Source organism: Sphingomonas sp. 2378 (genome assembly GCF_038084995.1).
In the GTDB taxonomy this organism is placed as follows: Bacteria; Pseudomonadota; Alphaproteobacteria; order Sphingomonadales; family Sphingomonadaceae; genus Sphingomonas.
Genome location: NZ_JAXCMJ010000009.1, coordinates 24,671 through 41,022 on the forward strand (window position 1 = coordinate 24,671; position 16,352 = coordinate 41,022).

Genomic DNA, 16,352 nt, shown 5'->3' on the forward strand with positions numbered 1-16,352 from the left:
CGGAAGGCGAGGCGGAGCAACGCGGACGGATGTACGAATCCCATATCTGATGGATGCCCCGAACCGATCGATCGCGATTGCGCCTTTGCTGCTGCATCGGCACGAAAAATGTCGAAAGGATGTCCATGACCGCCGACACATTTCCGCGCAGCGCCGTCATCATAGCCACCGGTTGCGATTTGTCGTGGCTGTCCGAGGCGCTCGGCAGCCTCGGCTGGACCGTAGGCACAAGGACAATCGACGAGGTGGCGCAAGGCGGCGACGATCCGGTGGACCTGGTCGTCCATTGTCACATGCCCGGCATCACCGCACCCGTGCCGATCGCCGCGACCTCGACCGATGGCTGGGACAACAGCGCCATGCGACCGATGGTCCATACGCTGGCGACGTTGCGGGCAGCGCCGGCCATGCTGGGCGGGCGCGGCGCCGTGGTTGGCCTCGGCCCCGCCTTCGCCCTCCAAGGCACCGCCGGTCTCGCCGCGCTTGCCGCAGCGGCGGAGGGGCAGCGGACGCTGGTCAAGGCGACCGCGCGGCAATGGCTGGGCGGGTCGATCGTTTCGAACTGGATCTCGGTCGCGACCGAGATGCTGCTGCCGGCCCTTGCCGACGTTCCCAACCTCACCCGCTATTCGGTCGGCTCTTCCGTTCGGCGGCCACCGGGCGGGGCGCAGATCGCCGCGCTCGTCGACGCACTGGCGGGCGGCGCTGGGCAGGCACTGGCGGGCCAGACACTGATCGCGGACGGCGGGGATTGGATGACACCATGACGGACAGACTTTTGGAAGGACGCGTCGCACTGCTGACCGGCGTGGGATCGGGCCTGGGGCGCGGCCTCGCCACGACCTTCGCCGAGATGGGCGCATCAGTCGTGCTGGTCGCCCGCAGCCATGACGTGCCCGCCGCGATCGCCGACGACATCGTCGCGGCCAGCGGCGTGGCGATGCTGGTCCGGGGCGACATCAGCGACGATGCCTCGGTCGAGCAGGCCGTGAAGACGGCGGTCGAGCGCTTCGGCCGGCTCGACATCGTTGTCCAGATCGCGGCGCATCCGCGTTCGAGCAGGCCGCTGGAGCTGTCAGCGATCACGGATACCGAATGGTCCGAACAGGCGGACGTGACGCTGACGGGCTGCTTCCGCCTGGCGCGCGCCGCCCATCCGGCGCTCAAGGCGAGCGGACGGGGGCGCTTCATCGCCATCACCTCGGCCTATGGGCTGGCGGGCGACGGCGGCAATCCGGTCTATTCGGCGCAGAAGGGCGCATTGCGCGGCTTCGCCAAGTCGCTGGCCAAGGAATGGGGGCCGGACGGCATCACCGTCAACCTGTTCGCGCCAGCCAGCGAGAGCGAGACCACCACCGCCTATTTCGAACGTTTCCCCGATGCGTGGGAGGGCCTGCGCAAGACATTCCCGCTGGGCCGGCTAGGCCATCCGCGCAACGATATCGCGCCTGCCGTCGTAGCGCTGGCCGGGGATCAGTTCGGCTTCGTCACCGGACAGACCATCCCGATCGATGGCGGTCATTACACGACCTTGTGACCGGCGCCCTGCAACGCGTCAGGGCGTATCGGCGATGATCGAGGCCGCCCGCGCCACGCGGCGGCGCGAATGCAGGGTGATGAACACGGCGGCCCCGACGATGATCGCCGCGCCCGCCAGCGTCTCGACGTCGGGCACGTCGCCGAAAAAGGCGTAGCCGAAGACCGAGGCGAAGACGATGCGGGTATAGTCGATCGGCGCGAGCGCGGTGGCATCGCCCATCGACATGCCCCGGATGTAGCAGGCCTGCGTCACCGTCGACAGCAGGCCCATCAGCCCGAGCAGCGCCAGATCCCTGCCATGCGGCGTCGTCCATTCGAGTGCGGCGGCGGGCGCGGTGAAGATCACCCCCAGCACCGCCGCCCAGGCGAGCAACGTCATCTGACCATGATCCCGCGTCATCGACTTGACGCCGATCAGCGCCCATGACGCGAGCAGCGCGGCGGCGATCCCCGCCGCCGACGCCCAGCCGATGATGGTTTCGGCGCTCCACGGCTTCAGGACGACCACCACCCCCGCGAAGCCGATCAGCGTCGCGACCACGCGCCCGGCCATGACCCGCTCGCCCAGGATCAGCATCGCCAGCGGCACCATGAACAGGATGCGCGTGAACGACAGCGCGTTCGCCTGCGCCAGCCCCAGTTGCTGATAGGAGGTGTAGGTGAGGATCAGCCCGATGCTGCTCGCCGCCGACCGGCTGAGCATATAGCCGGGCCGCGACGTGCGCAGGATGCGGCGCGGCCCGGCGAGGACGAAGGGCAGCAGCACGATCAGGCTGACGACCTGCCGACAGAAGGTCTGGACCGCCGGCGCGAAGCTGTTGCCGAGGAACTTCACCAGCGCCATCGCGAGCGTGAAGGTGACGGCGGCGGCGAGCATCCACATCGCGCCGTGGAGCGGCCGCTGAACCGATGCGATTGTCGCGGGGGCGTTCGTGGGTTCGTCGCCTTCGCTTGCCGAACGGGCCGGGAGCCCGGTCACGCCGCCATCAACGTGCCGTAGCGCTTGCGATGCCAGCCCGCGCTGCCCCCCTGATTTACCAGGACCATCGCGCGTCGAAGATACAGGCCGATATCGCTCTCGTCGGCGAAACCGATGCCGCCGTGCATCTGGATGCCCTGGCGCGTGACCAGCATCGCCGTGTCGGCGGCCCGCGCCTTGGCCCGCGACACCGCCTGGCGGATGGCGTTCCGATCCTGTCCGGCATCGAAGGCCTGCGCCGCCGCGCCGATCGCCGCGCGGGCCAGTTCGATCTGGACCAGCAGGTCGGCGCAGCGGTGCTGGAGCGCCTGAAAGCTGCCGATCGCGCGGCCGAACTGCTGGCGCGTGCGCAGATAGTCGAGCGTGAGGTCGAAGGCGCACCCCGCGACGCCGAGCAGTTCGGCCGCCAGACCCAGCGTCAGCCGCTCGATCGTCATCGCATCCCCTGCCGTCCGGCGACCCGGCGCGTCGGCCAGGGTGATGGTCGCGATGTTGCGTCCGTCCTGCGTCTCGGCACTCTCCACCGACACGTTGGCGGCGTCGACGCTCCAGAGCGTATCGCCGACCCCGACCAGGAAGCCTTCGGCGGCGCGGGCCGACAGCACGCCGGGGCAGCGACCGCTCAGCCGTCCCTCCCGCTCGACCACCTCACCGTCCAGCGCCGGTAGGACGATCCGCTCGCCGTCCAGCACGGCGGACCGATCCGGGTCGTCCAGCACCGGCGCGATCGCGGCCACCGAGACGAACGGTTCGGGCACCAGGCCCCGGCCCAGTACCTCCGCCAGCGCGGCATATTCGCCCATGCCCAACCCAATGCCGCCAGCATCCTCCGCAACCAGCAGCGCCGGCCAGCCCAGCGCCGCCATGTCGCGCCAGATGGCGGGGTCGAAATCCCGCTCGCCGAAGCGCAACGCGCGAACGCGGGCGACATTGCCATCGGCCGGGATCACCGCCGAGGCGCTGTCGCGGATCATCTGGATACGGTCGGCGCGGTCCTGGTCCATCGTCTCTGCTCCCGGGCGTTGGGCTGACCTCTTATCGGCATCGCGGGCCCGCTCACCACCCAAGCGCGGGGACCATCACATATGTGCAGTAGGGCCCCGATCGGTTGCCCGGTCCGGGCGGGGGGCATAGCGTGGTGCGACAGGGACGCCCCAGGCGAAGGACCGACCAACATGTTGAAGACCCTAGAGACCCCCTCCCCCGTCCGTGACGACTTCGTACCCGCCGCCGACTATGTTTCGCCCGACTTCGCCCGACTGGAGCGCGAACGGCTATGGCCGCGCGTTTGGCAGATGGCGGGGCGCGAGGAGGAACTGGAGGCGCCGGGCGACTTCATCACCTACGAGATCGCGAACGAGTCGATCACCGTCGTCCGCAACGCCGCAGGCGAACTGAAGGCTTTCTACAACGTCTGTCCGCATCGCGGACGCAAGCTGACCAGCGGCTGTGGCCGGATGGGGCGGTTCCATTGCAAATATCATGGCTGGAAATGGGACCTCGACGGCCGCTCGGTCGACGTGATCGACCGCCAGGACTGGGACGGCACGCTCGACGATGCCGAGATCGCGCTGGAGCCGGTGCGCGTCGACACCTGGAACGGCTGGGTCTTCGTCTGCGCCGATGCGGAGACGCCGCCGCTGGACGAATGGCTGGCGCCGGCACCCGAATATCTCGACATGTTCGAGATCGACCGGATGCGCTATAAATGGCGTCGCCAGGCGATCCTTCCCGCCAATTGGAAGGTCGCGCTGGAGGCCTTCACCGAGGGCTATCACGTCCAGACGACGCACCGCCAGCTGCTCGCCTTCACCTCCGACTATACGGTCAGCCGCAAGCACGGGCTGCACGGCATGTTCGGCTATGGCCCCGGCCGCCCGCTGGGCCTGCCTTCGCCCCGGTTGGGAGATCCGCCGGCCGATCTCGACGTCCGCGACGCGGTGGTGCGCATCTTCGAGGAACTGCTCGAAACGCTCGACACGACGATGACCGAACATACGCTGCGCGCCGCCCGGCGGCTGCGCGAAGAGATATCCGCCGATGCGGAGCCGATGGAGGTCGTGCGCGCCTTCATGCGCTTCAACCGCGAGGAGCATGAGGCGGCCGGCGCGGGCTGGCCCGCCAACCTGACGCCCGAGGCGATGGGCAAGGCCGGCACGTCGTGGCACATCTTCCCGAACATGGTCTTCCTGCAGGGCCCGTGCCACCTGCTCGGCTATCGGGCGCGGCCGAACGGCGACGATCCCGATAGCTGCATCTTCGACGTCTATGCGCTGGAGCGTTACCCAGAGGGCAAGGCGCCGCGCACGGAGTTGTCGGTCCGCCCCGATATCACCAGCGTCGCCGACTGGGGCCTGATCCTGACCCAGGATTTCCAGAACATGGCCGACATCCAGCAGGGCATGAAGAGCCGCGGGTTCAAGGGCTCGCGGACCAATCCCAAGCAGGAGCTCGCGGTGTCGAACTTCCACCGTGCGCTGCACGAGTTCATGGCATGACCCAGGCGTTCGACGAGGAGGTCGACTTCGTCATCATCGGCTCGGGCGGCGGCTCCTTCGCCGCCGCGCTGGCAGTGAAGGATGCGGGCAAGACGCCGCTCGTGCTCGAAAAGACCGACAAGGTCGGCGGATCGACCGCCATGTCGGGCGGTGTGCTGTGGATTCCCAACAACCCGCTGCTGAAACGCGACGGCATCGCCGACAGCTACGAACGCGGGCTCGAATATCTGGCGGCGACGGTCGGGGACAGCGCCCAGGGCGGCAAGGGCGTCACGCCGGCGCGGACCGACGCCTATCTGCGGACCGGCCCCGAGATGGTCGAATATCTGGAGGTTAAGGGCGTTCGCTTCCGCCGGTTCGACGGCTGGTCGGACTATTATGACGACCGCCCCGGCGGTGCGCCGCGCGGACGTTCGCTGGGGATGACGCTGTTCGACACACGCAAGCTGGGCGAATGGGAAAGCCGGTTGCGCCGTGGCCCCTTCCCCGTGCCGTTCAAGCGGCGCGAGATGCACCGCGTATCGCTCGCCAAACGAACCTGGGAGGGGCGGCTCGCCGCCTTGACCCTGGCCTTCCGGATGACGCGGATGCGCTTGACCGGCAAGCATCTGGTAAGCGCCGGGACCGCGATCCAGGCGCAGATGCTCGACGCCGCGCTGCGCAACGATATCGATATCCGCATCAATGCGGGCGTGGAGGATTTCATCCTGTCGGACGGCGGCGCGGTGATCGGGGTCGTCGCCACGATCGCGGGCCAGTTCCGGCGGATCGGCGCGCGCGACGGTGTGCTGCTCAACACCGGCGGCTTCGCGCGCAACCAGGCGATGCGCGACCGCTATCACCGGACGCCGACCTCGACGCGCTGGACCAACGCCAATCCGGGCGACACCGGCGAGATGCTGGAGAAGGCGATCGCGCTGGGGGCGGACACCGACAATCTGGACAAGGCCGTGTGGATTCCGGGCTCGTTGCCGCCCGGTGCCGAGGTGCCCCTGATGCATCCGCAGGACCTGGCCAAGCCGTACATGATGCTGGTCGACGTCCATGGCGAGCGCTTCTGTAACGAAGCGGGCAGTTATATGGAGACGGGCGAGCGCATGCACGACGTCGCCGAGCGGACCGGCCAGCCAACCTGGGCGATCCTCGACAGCCGTCATCGCAACAATTACGTCTGGGGGAAATTCCCGCCGCTCCTGACGCCACCGAGCTGGTTCGAGAAGGGCTATATGGTGAAGGCGGACAGCCTCGACGAACTGGCCGCCAAGATCGGCGTAGACGCCGCCGGGTTGAAGCGGAGTGCCGAACGCATGACGCGTTTCGCCAAGACCGGCATCGATGAGGATTTCAACAAGGGCGCCCGACATTATGACCGCTTCGGCGGCGATGCGTCGGTCAGGCCCAACCCCTGCCTGGGTGCGATCGAACGGCCGCCCTTCTACGCGGTGCGGTTGTTCCCCGGCGATGTCGGCACCTATGGCGGCCTGGTGACCGACGAGGACGGCCGCGTCCTGAAGCCGGACGGCGGCGCGATCCCGGGTCTCTACGCGACGGGGAATTGCACGGCGTCGGTGACCGGCGGTGTCTATCCCGGCGCGGGGGCCTCCATCGCGGCCTCCTTCATCTTCGGCCTTCGCGCCGCACGCCGCGCCGTCCGCGCCAATCGATAGGATCACGGCTCCGCCCCGCCCGACGGATCATGCTCGGGCGGGGCGCGACCTTTACAGGAGTTCTCCATGGCTGACCGCCCCCTTACCGGCATCCGCGTCCTCGATCTGACCCGCGTTCTGGCGGGACCGCTGACCGCGCAGATGCTGGGCGATCTGGGGGCGGAGGTGACGAAGGTCGAACGGCCCGGCAGCGGCGACGACTCGCGCATATATGGCGCGCCCTATCTGCACGATGCGGAAGGCCGCCAGACGCGGGAGAACGCCTTCTACCTGTCCGCCAACCGGAACAAGAAGTCGGTCACGATCAACATCGCCACGCCCGAGGGGCAGGAACTGATCCGCCGCCTCGCCGCCGAGGCCGACATATTGCTGGAAAACTACAAGGTCGGCGATCTCAAACGCTATGGGCTCGACCATGACAGCCTGAAGGCGTTGAACCCCCGGCTGATCTATTGCTCGATCACCGGCTATGGCCAGGACGGCCCCTATGCCAAGCGTCCCGGCTATGACGCGATCTTCCAGGGCATGGGCGGCCTGATGAGCGTGACCGGCCTGCCCGACGGGGTTGAAGGCGGCGGGCCGATGAAGATCGGCCCCTCGATCGCGGACGTGCTCGCCTCGCTGAACGCACTGTCCGCCGTGCTCGGCGCGCTCTATCATCGTGACGCACAGGGCGGGACCGGGCAGCATATCGATATCGCGCTGCTCGACTCGGTCGTCGCGGCCATGTCCCATTATGCGCAAATCCATCTGATCTCGGGCGAAATCCCGGTGCGGCGCGGTACGCAGGGCAATGGCGGGATGCCGGCGGCCATGTTCCCCACCTCGGACCGGCCGATCATGCTGACCGCGGGGAACGAGACCCAATATGTCCGGCTCTGTCGCGCCGTCGAGCGTCCAGACCTGATCGAGGACGCACGTTTTCGCACCAATGCCGATCGCGTCCGCAACCGGGCGGCGCTGACCGAGGTGTTCAACGCGATCTTCACGACGCGCTCGCGGGCGGAATGGCTCGACCGGCTGGACAAGGCCGGTGTGCCGAGCGGTCCCGTCAACGATCTGGGCGAGGTGTTCCAGGACGACCACGTCCGGCACCGGGGCCTGCGGGTCGATGTCGATCATCCGCTGGGCCAGCAACTGGGATTGATCCGCAGCCCGCTGCGCTATTCGCACACCCCGCTCGACCATTATGCTCCGCCGCCCATGTTCGGCCAGCATACCGACGAGGTGCTCGAGAGCGTCCTGGGCATCGATGCGGATCAACGCGAGCGTCTGCGGGCCTCCGGGATCATCTGATCCGACACCGGGGGGCACGCATGCCGAACCCGCACCTGACCTGACAAAAAGTACGGGAGCGACGGTATGCCCGCCGCTCCCGTTCTGTATCGCTTTCCACGAAGCGCCACGACAAGAGTTCGACCCGAATAAAGCCCCCCGACGGGGAGGGGCTCTTCGCGTCGGTTCATGCAGCCCTAGAAACGGACGCCCAGTTCCGCACCAACCTGACGCGGATGGTTCTGAATGTAATTGGCGCTCGGGGCCGACCAGATCGGATAGATCTCGTTGGTGATGTTGTTGGCGTAGATCGACAGACGTGCGGTCGTCGGTCCCAGCTTGATACCGTCCAGGGTCAGGCGCGCATTGCCTTGATGCCGCTCCAACGGCCAGGAAAATTGCGTGATCCCGATGCGGCCGGTGCCAAAGACGTTGCTGGCAAATGCGTAATCGGCATGGGCGTTCAGCGTCAGGTTTCCGGACCGCAGCATCGTCCAGTCGACGGCCGAACTGGCCTGGAACTCCGGTGTGTTCTGCACCGTATAGTTTGCTTGCGCGCTCACCGGCAGTGCCGCGTTGATCGCGAGCAGCTCGGGCGGCAGGCGGAAGGTCGTGTACGCCGAATTGAAACTGACAGACACATCGCGCGTGGGGCGCATCACGACTTCGGCCTCGATACCGCGTACCCGGGTCGTCCCGGGCGTGTTCACGGTATCGACGAGGTTCGGTGCATTGAGTGGGTCGATCTGGAAATTCAACTGGCGATCACGGATATCGTTCTGGAACAACGCGACGTTGATCGTGAGCGCCCGGTTGATGAACTGGCTCTTGATGCCGACCTCATAGGACTTGACCGATTCCAGCCCGAATGGTCGGAAGCTGGGCGACCGGACGCTGACGCCTGCCGCCTTGTACCCCGTGGCGTAGCGAGCGTAGACGTTGAGGTCCTTGGTGAAATCATAGGCGATCGTCCCCATCGGATCGAAGCGCTTGGCACGGAACGGTGTACCGACATTGTTGACAGGAACGCCATTGTTGAGCGTGCGCAGGAAGTCCTTCTGATCGTCGGTGTAACGCAAGCCGCCGGTCAGATGCAATTTGCCGTCCGCGAACTCGGGCGACCACGTAATTTGCCCGTAACCCGCGATCGTGCGCGATTTCGCTGAAATATCCGTGTCGCCATTTGTGCCAAGCGCCGCACCGGCCACGGCACCCCTCAACTGGAAGGGATTAAGCGACAGGTAGTTGGTGTAGGTCGGGTCGGTGTAGATCAGCGAGAAACTTGTCGCACGAGAATCATCGACATTCTCGTGATAGTAAAAGGCACCGAACTGATATTGCAAGGTGTCGGTCGATCCGATCAGCTGCAATTCCTGGCTGAAGGCACGCGAACGCAATTCTCTGACGATCGGAACAGATCCGCTGAGCGCATATACCGGCGTATTGCCAGCTATACCCAGCGTCTGACCGGAGTAGGCGGGCTGGATATTCAGTGAGGCCACCGTGGATCCGGCCGGAACGAGAAAGGGACTGTTCACGAATGCGAACGCGCCACCAAGATTTTGGGGCCCTGCGAAATTGACCACGCGATATCCCGTGATCGCCTTTAATTGCAGCCGGCTCGTCACGTCATAGGACGCGGCAAAGGAATGGGCGTCGGACGCGGTGCGGTTCACGTCCTGATAAAGCCCGGTCCAGGACGTGTCATTGAAGTTGTAAATGTCCGGCTCGGCCGTTCCCCGGGCCGGGGCCAGGAACTGCGGATAGGAGGCGGGTGCGCGCTGTCCAGGGTTGGTCAGCGACACATAGTCCGGTGTGATCTTCGTGACCAGATGCGTGTATGAATAGTCGAGGATGAGCCCGCTCACGGGCTTGATCCGAACCGCGCTACGGAAGCCGGTATTGTTCTGATATCCGAAGTCATATTGGTGCGACAGCAGCGGATTACGGCTAGTGCCGTTATTGGTGTACCCGCCAACATCGTCGTGCAGCGCGTCGAGCTTGATCGAGATGCCGGCGAATTCCGGCAGGTTCAGGTGGCCGATATAGTGGCGATTGCCATATTCGCCGATCGACGCCCGGAAATCACCACCGAAGACGCCGGTGGGCTTGCGCGTGACGATGCGGATCGCACCGCCTTCGGCATTGCGGCCGAACAACGTCCCTTGCGGTCCGCGCAGCACCTCTATCCGTTCCGGGTCCGACAGCGAATTGCCCGAAGCCTGGGCGCGGCTGACATAGACGTCGTCCTCGTAGATCGCGACACCGGGCTCGATGGTACCCTGCCCTGGATCCGCGGTCGTTATACCGCGCATATCGATCAGCAGGATTTGCGGATTGCCAACGGAGGGTTGGACGGTGAGGCTGTTGACCGGAACGCGCGCAAGATCCGCCACCGAGCGAACGCCTTGCGTTTCGAGCTGCGCCCCCCCCAATGCGGTGATGGAGATCGGCACGCTTTGCAGCCGCTCTTCGCGACGCTGCGCCGTGACGACGATGTCCGCGGTGCTGGCATCGTTCAGTTGCGGGGCGCGAGTCTGACCCGTCGCTGCCGCGGCGGGGTCGTTCGCCTGCAAGTTCGTCGCTGGCGTTTGCTCCGGCGCCTCCTGCGCAGGAGCGGCCGTCGGCGTCGTCGAGGCTGGCGACGCCTGCGCCATTGCCGTCGCGGGCATCACAAGTGCTGTCACGCACATCAGAGCCAATTTAGGCTTCATGGTCATCCTCCCCATCCTGCTCCGCTTGAAAGTCCGGCCGTGATCCCGCCGTGTGGTAACATTCATCGGCACCGCTTCTTTCGTCGCTGCTAGTCGCGGAAACGGACATACCGAGTAGGTTGACGTATAAGCCGCTCAGGCGGTCGACAATCGATGTCCGGCCCGAATGCCGTTCGATCATAAGCATGATGGCAGCGAGGCATCCTGAGTGTGATCGAAGACGACGGGCCGTCTCTCCGGTCACGCAGATGCTGGCCCGCCGTGCTTCGCAAGGTGGCTGGGGTGCAGATGGCGGTACCGCGGAACCTGTTGGTCACGCCTCTCGCGGAAAAACCTCGGCGTAACGGTCACTCGCCTGACGCTGCGTCTCGAGCAGGTCGAGTCGCTGGGTAGTGAGGAAGCCCGCCCGGGCGCAATCGACCGCCTCGGGGGAGATATCGGGATCGAGAACAGCCGGCCCGTCCCCGAAGCCGATCCTGGCGATCCGCCCGCCCCCGGTCGTGACCGCCACGCCCGAGACGTCGCACACCTCCGACACGAACCATAGCAGCGCTGCGGCGACGCGCTCGGCGGGCAGGTGACGCCGATACCAGTCGACCAGGGCCGCGTCCGGGATCTGCTCGGTCATCGGCGTATAGGCGCTGGGCAGCGCAGCGTTGACAAGGATGCCGGCCGGCCGCCCGTCAATCGCCGTGTCGAACGTCAGGCCCAGCATCGCCGCCTTGGTCGCGGCATAGACCGCCGAATGCCCGATGCCGAGAGCCCCGATCGAGGCGATGTTGAGGATGCGGCCATAGCCCTGCCCGGCCATTGCCGGCCACACCGCACGCATCAGCTCGAACGGACCGAGCAGGTTGGTGGCGAACTGCAAGGCGACATTGGCGTCGTTCAGCCGGTCGAAAGGCTCGGCTCGTGCCACCCCCGCGTTGTTGATGAGGATGTCGAGCCGGCCGAACTGCGCGAGTGCCTGCGCCGCGATCCGGTGCGCGGCGTCCGCCGTTCCCACCGGCACGGATACGGCCAGCGCGCGTCCGCCATCGTCGGCGATCCGGGTCGCCACCGCCTCTGCTCCCTGCACATCGTTCACCACCACCGCGCACCCACGCGCGGCGAGCGCGTGGACATAGGCCAGTCCCATGCCGCTCGCGCCGCCGGTGACGATGGCGACTCGCCCGGTGAAATCGATCGTCCTGCCCTGGTCCATCATCCCATCCTCTGCCGTTTCGCGGCCTTTATGGCGCGCGATCGGGATGGGTCAGACAGGCGGACCACGAGCATCACATCCATGCTGCGATTGCCGCGGCATTGCTTCGCCCGCCGCAGCATCCGACGACAAGCGTATGGATACACCAGAACAGGGCGTGCCGTTGCTATCCGGCCGCGTCGCCATCGTGACGGGATCGACCGCCGGCCTCGGACGCGGCATCGCCGTCGCGCTTGCCAAGGCGGGCGCGAAGGTCGTGGTCAATGGCCGTGTCGCCGAACGCGCGGCGGCGGTGATGGCCGAGCTGGACCGTATCGGCGCCGACGCCCTGTTCGTCGCGGGCGACGTCGGCGAGGAGGATGTCGCGCCGGAGCTGGTGGCGGCCACGATCGCGCGGTTCGGGCGGCTCGACATCCTCGTCAACAACGCACAGGCGCGGGTGCCCTATTCCCGGCTGGAAAGCGCGGAGATCCCGGCCCGAGTCACGACGATGCTGCATTCGGGTCTCTACGGATCGCTATGGGCAGCGCAGGCGGCCTTCCCGCATCTGTGCGCGAGCGGCCATGGCCGGATCATCAACTTCGGCTCGCTCAACGGTGTGTCCGGTGCGCGCTTCGCCGGCCCCTATAACGTCACCAAGAGCGCGATCGAGGCGCTGACCCGGACCATGGCGAACGAATGGGGACGCCATGGCATCACCGCCAATGCCGTCCTCCCTTCCGGCATGAGCGAAAGCTATGCGCGGTTCTTCGCCGACGATCCGGCGCGCGGCGAACGCGCGGCGCGCGCCAATCCGATGCGCCGCCATGGCGATCCAGAGCGCGATATCGGCGCGGCGGTCGTCGGGCTCGCCGCCGACGACGCACGCTATATCACCGGGCAGTCACTGTTCGTCGATGGCGGCCAGTCGGTCCTCGGCATGCCGCAATTCCACCAGTTGGAGGATTGAGATGGGACAAGGCCACGCCGTTCTCGGCGGCCGCCGCGCGATCGTCATCAGCGGCCCCGATTTGGGTCGGGCGCTGTCGATGCGCTTGCGCCAGGCGGGCGCCGAGGTCGCCGACCTGCACTGGGACGCCGGGGCCGGTATCGATCCCGACAGCCCTGCCATGATCGGCGGATTGGTCGGAGAGGCGGCGAAACGGCTGGGCGACGTGGACGTGCTGGTCGTCGATCTGCTTCCGACCGTTGCGCCCTGCCCGCTCGACGCGATGTCGACCGACGCCATGACGGCGGCGCTCGGCAGGGTCGCCGGCACGGCGGCGGCGATGAACGCCGCCCATGACGCGCTGTGTCGCAGCGACCATGCGCGGATCATCGTCATCGGCCACCGTTACGGCCAGGGCGTGGCGGAGGGGATCGCCCCCTATAATGCCGCCGCCTGGGCGCTTGTCGGGGTGGTCCGGTCGGCCGCGCTCGACTGGGGACGGCACGGCATCGCCACCAACCTGCTGCTGCCCGGCGCGGCGACGGCGGTGTTCGACGCCGCCCGCGCCGAGCGACCGGCATTGATGGACGCGCTGGTCGCGCAACTGCCGCTCGGCCGGATGGGCGATCCCGTGGCGGACATCGGGGGCGCCGTCGTCACGCTGGCGGGCGATGCCGGAAGGTTCGTCAACGGACAGACCATCCATGCCGATGGCGGCCGTCACATCGCCGGAGCGGTGATCTATCCGATCCGCCTGGCACGGTCGCGCTGATCGCTGCGGCTCGCGATCAGCGGTTGGTGTCCGCCAGGATCAGGTCGGCGGCGCGCCAGGCGCTCGCCATGATCGGCCCGTTGGTGTTCGCCGACACCATCGTCGGCATGATCGATCCATCCACGACGCGAAGCCGCGACACGCTGCGAACGCGCAGCTTCTCGTCCAGCACGGCATCTTCGAAATCGCCCATGCGGCAGGTGCCGCAGGCGTGATATCCGGCGTTGCCGCGCGTCCGATAGGCGTGCAGGATCTCCTCGTCGGTCTGGAGATGGCGGGTCGTCTCCCGCTCCGACACCACCATCGGCGCGATCGCGGGCCGGTCCATCCAGGCTCGCAGATAGCGGTGCATCGCGACGGTCACGCGCCGATCATAGGCGTCGGAGAGATAGCCCGCCCGGATCGAGGCCGCCGCGCCCGGATCGGCCGAGGTGATATGCACCGAGCCTTCGCTGCGCGAGCGCAACGGATAGCCGAACAGCTGGACGCTGTGCACCTGATCGGGGCGATACCGCCCCTTGGCATCGGGCATCGCGACGGTGGGACTGAACAGGACCTCGATGTCCGGCGTCTCGGATTCGGCCAGGACGGTCGCGAACGCCCCGACCATGCCATATCCGACCGCCATCGGCCCCGACCTCGCCAGATAATAGCGCAACACGTTGAGCGGCAGGCGCCAGCCGCGCAGTTGCGCATTATGGCTGTAGGGGACGTTGATCTCGAACTGCATCATCAGCAGCCGATGTTCGAGCATATGCTCGCCGACGCCGCGACGGTCGGCGACGACATCGATGCCGAGGCCGCGCAGGCGATCGGCGTCGCCGACACCCGAACGTTCCAATATCTGTGGCGACATCAGCGCACCGGCGCTGACGATCACCTCCCCATCGGTCAGGAAATCGGTGGGCTTTCCATCGACCGCCACCCGCACGCCGCATGCGCTGCTCCCGTCGAACAGCACGCGATCGACGACCGCGCCGGTCACGACCCGCAGGTTCGGCCGCCCGCGCGCGCGCTTGAGGAAGGTCTGCGCCGTGTTCTGCCGCCGCCCTTTCCAGATCGTCCGGGTGGCATAGCCGACCACCTCGCCCTGGTCGGGACGGTTAAGATCGTCGACGCGCGCCAGTCCCATCTGCTCGCCGGCGGCGATGAAGGCTTCGGTCAGTGGCGAGCGTTCGGTTTCGACGCTGATGCCGAGCGGACCATCGCCGCCCCGCACCTCGTCCCCGCCCAGCGCATGACACTCCATCGCACGAAAGGCGGGCGCCATCGCGTCCCAGCCCCAGCCCCGCGCGCCGAGCATCTGCCAGCTGTCGTAATCCTCCGGCTGGCCACGGAAATACATCATGCCGTTGACCGAGGAGGACCCACCCAGCATCTTGCCGCGCAGCCAGACCTCGGGGGGTACGTCGTCATGCCCCTCGGTCCGGAAATGCCAGACGTGGCGGGGGTCGGCGAACAGCTTCGCCGAAGCGCGCGGCATGTGGACGAAGGGGTGGCGGTCGACCGGCCCCGCCTCGAGCAGCAGGACGCGGTTGCGCCGGTTCTCCGACAGGCGGTCGGCGAGCACGCACCCCGCCGAGCCCGCGCCGACGATGATATAGTCCCATTCGCCGGACATGCCGCTCACAACGCCGCCCGGATCGCATCGCCGATGATCGTCCGGCTGTCCTGCGTAATGTCGCGGGTATCGAACATGCGGTTGTGGCAGAAGGCCACCGCCAGCTTGCTGTCGGGATCGGCCCAGCCGATCGACCCGCCCATGCCGGGATGGCACAGGGCGCGCATGTTGCGGGGCGCGGCGACCGGCGGCGTCTCCGCCCCGCCCAGCCAGTATCCCGCCCAGCCGATCGGCACGACCATGCCGAAGAAGACCGGATCGGCATCCTCGAAATGCGGGCGCGGCGCGGCGAAGCTCCTCACCCGCTCTTCGGACAGGAGGCGCACGCCGTTCAACTGGCCGCCATTGGCGAGCATCGCCCAGAAACGCGCCTCGCTCCGCGCGTTGAAGATGCCGCCGACCGCCGGAATACAGGCGCGGCGGACATAGGGCCGCTCGAACGGATCGGGCATCAGGTCGACGATCTTCGGCTGCGCCTCGCGCATCAGATTGCCGTCGGGCGCGACATAGACCGCGACCGCGTCGAGTGTGGCGACGCGCGGTTCCGCCGCATCCGGTATCCCCAGCCACAGGTCCGTCGCGCCCAGCGGCTCGGCGATCTCCTCGCGCACGAACTGGCCGAAGGGGCGGCGTTTCGGATCGGTCCGGCGCACGATCTCCCCCACCAGCCAGCCAAAGGTCATCGACTGGTAGGAGGAGCGGCTGCCGGCCGGATAGACGCCCGGCATCTCGGCGATGCGACGGCACATCCAGTCCCAATTGGTCATCAGCTCGGGCGTCACGTCGGGCGGCATGCGCAGCACGCCCGAGACATGGCTCAGCACATGGCGGACGGTGACGTCGCCCTTCCCCGCCGCGGCGAAATCGGGCCAGTAATCGGCGACCGGCGCGTCATAGTCGATCAGGCCGCGCTCGACCTGGATGTGCACGGCGGTGGCGCTGACCGCCTTAGACACCGAATAGACGTTGAACAGCGTGTCGGCATCGACCGGACGGCCGCTGGCGGCATCGGCCAGCCCCGCCCAGCAATCGACGATCTGCTCCTCTCCCTGCCAGGCGCAGATCTGGATGCCGATCTCGCGTCCATCGGCGACCAGCCGGTCGAGAACCGGCTGGATGACGGCGTTCAGGCGATTGGAATGGGCCATAGTGTCT

Annotated in this window: 13 protein-coding genes; 7 read left to right on the forward strand and 6 right to left on the reverse strand. The window is 67.1% G+C overall.

Features of this window, described 5'->3' with window-relative positions; translation table 11 throughout:
* The first annotated feature begins 125 nt into the window (after positions 1 to 125).
* Together SM191_RS06680 and SM191_RS06685 are read left to right on the forward strand one after the other, a co-directional pair.
* Positions 126 to 767 carry an SDR family oxidoreductase gene (locus SM191_RS06680; protein ID WP_341505498.1) on the forward strand — a complete coding sequence of 214 codons (642 nt, stop codon included), beginning with the start codon at positions 126 to 128 and terminating at the stop codon, positions 765 to 767.
* The gene (locus SM191_RS06685; protein WP_341505499.1) at positions 764 to 1,537 is read left to right on the forward strand and encodes an SDR family NAD(P)-dependent oxidoreductase; all 774 of its coding nucleotides are present in this window, start codon (positions 764 to 766) and stop codon (positions 1,535 to 1,537) included. The genes SM191_RS06680 and SM191_RS06685 overlap by 4 nt, the downstream gene beginning before the upstream one ends.
* 18 nt (positions 1,538 to 1,555) lie before the next feature.
* Here the strand turns inward: SM191_RS06685 and SM191_RS06690 are convergent, their stop codons facing one another.
* Both SM191_RS06690 and SM191_RS06695 read right to left on the reverse strand, forming a co-directional pair.
* Entirely contained in the window at positions 1,556 to 2,518 is a 963-nt protein-coding gene (locus SM191_RS06690; protein WP_341505500.1) for a DMT family transporter, read from the reverse strand.
* Complete coding sequence (locus SM191_RS06695) at positions 2,515 to 3,522, reverse strand: acyl-CoA dehydrogenase family protein (protein WP_341505501.1); 1,008 nt, start codon at positions 3,520 to 3,522, stop codon at positions 2,515 to 2,517. Before SM191_RS06695 ends, SM191_RS06690 begins: the two co-directional genes overlap by 4 nt.
* Before the next feature lie 171 nt (positions 3,523 to 3,693).
* On the opposite strand from SM191_RS06695, the gene SM191_RS06700 reads away from it, so the two are divergent.
* The 3 genes from SM191_RS06700 (at position 3,694) to SM191_RS06710 (ending at position 7,979) form a co-directional block, all read left to right on the forward strand.
* Positions 3,694 to 5,016, forward strand: a complete 1,323-nt coding sequence (locus SM191_RS06700) for an aromatic ring-hydroxylating oxygenase subunit alpha (protein WP_341505502.1) — start codon at positions 3,694 to 3,696, stop codon at positions 5,014 to 5,016.
* Positions 5,013 to 6,683, forward strand: coding sequence for an FAD-binding protein (locus SM191_RS06705; RefSeq protein ID WP_341505503.1), 1,671 nt, complete (start codon positions 5,013 to 5,015; stop codon positions 6,681 to 6,683). Before SM191_RS06700 ends, SM191_RS06705 begins: the two co-directional genes overlap by 4 nt.
* 66 nt (positions 6,684 to 6,749) lie before the next feature.
* Positions 6,750 to 7,979 carry a CaiB/BaiF CoA transferase family protein gene (locus tag SM191_RS06710; RefSeq protein ID WP_341505504.1) on the forward strand — a complete coding sequence of 410 codons (1,230 nt, stop codon included), beginning with the start codon at positions 6,750 to 6,752 and terminating at the stop codon, positions 7,977 to 7,979.
* Between the two features lie 176 nt (positions 7,980 to 8,155).
* On the opposite strand, the gene SM191_RS06715 is transcribed toward SM191_RS06710, so the two are convergent.
* On the reverse strand, positions 8,156 to 10,672 hold the full coding sequence (locus SM191_RS06715; protein WP_341505505.1) for a TonB-dependent receptor: 2,517 nt from the start codon (positions 10,670 to 10,672) through the stop codon (positions 8,156 to 8,158).
* A gap of 313 nt (positions 10,673 to 10,985) precedes the next feature.
* On the reverse strand, positions 10,986 to 11,876 hold the full coding sequence (locus SM191_RS06720; RefSeq protein ID WP_341505506.1) for an SDR family NAD(P)-dependent oxidoreductase: 891 nt from the start codon (positions 11,874 to 11,876) through the stop codon (positions 10,986 to 10,988).
* A 136-nt stretch (positions 11,877 to 12,012) separates the two neighbouring features.
* Here SM191_RS06720 and SM191_RS06725 point away from each other — a divergent pair, with 136 nt between their 5' ends.
* Complete coding sequence (locus SM191_RS06725; RefSeq protein WP_341505507.1) at positions 12,013 to 12,825, forward strand: SDR family NAD(P)-dependent oxidoreductase; 813 nt, start codon at positions 12,013 to 12,015, stop codon at positions 12,823 to 12,825.
* A 1-nt stretch (position 12,826) separates the two neighbouring features.
* Positions 12,827 to 13,576, forward strand: a complete 750-nt coding sequence (locus tag SM191_RS06730; RefSeq protein WP_341505508.1) for an SDR family oxidoreductase — start codon at positions 12,827 to 12,829, stop codon at positions 13,574 to 13,576.
* A gap of 16 nt (positions 13,577 to 13,592) precedes the next feature.
* Here the strand turns inward: SM191_RS06730 and SM191_RS06735 are convergent, their stop codons facing one another.
* Together SM191_RS06735 and SM191_RS06740 are read right to left on the reverse strand one after the other, a co-directional pair.
* Positions 13,593 to 15,197, reverse strand: a complete 1,605-nt coding sequence (locus tag SM191_RS06735; protein ID WP_341505509.1) for a GMC family oxidoreductase — start codon at positions 15,195 to 15,197, stop codon at positions 13,593 to 13,595.
* Positions 15,198 to 15,202: 5 nt separating this feature from the next.
* Positions 15,203 to 16,345 (reverse strand): serine hydrolase domain-containing protein, encoded by a 1,143-nt coding sequence (locus tag SM191_RS06740; RefSeq protein WP_341505510.1) that lies wholly within the window; start codon positions 16,343 to 16,345, stop codon positions 15,203 to 15,205.
* Positions 16,346 to 16,352: the final 7 nt, after the last annotated feature.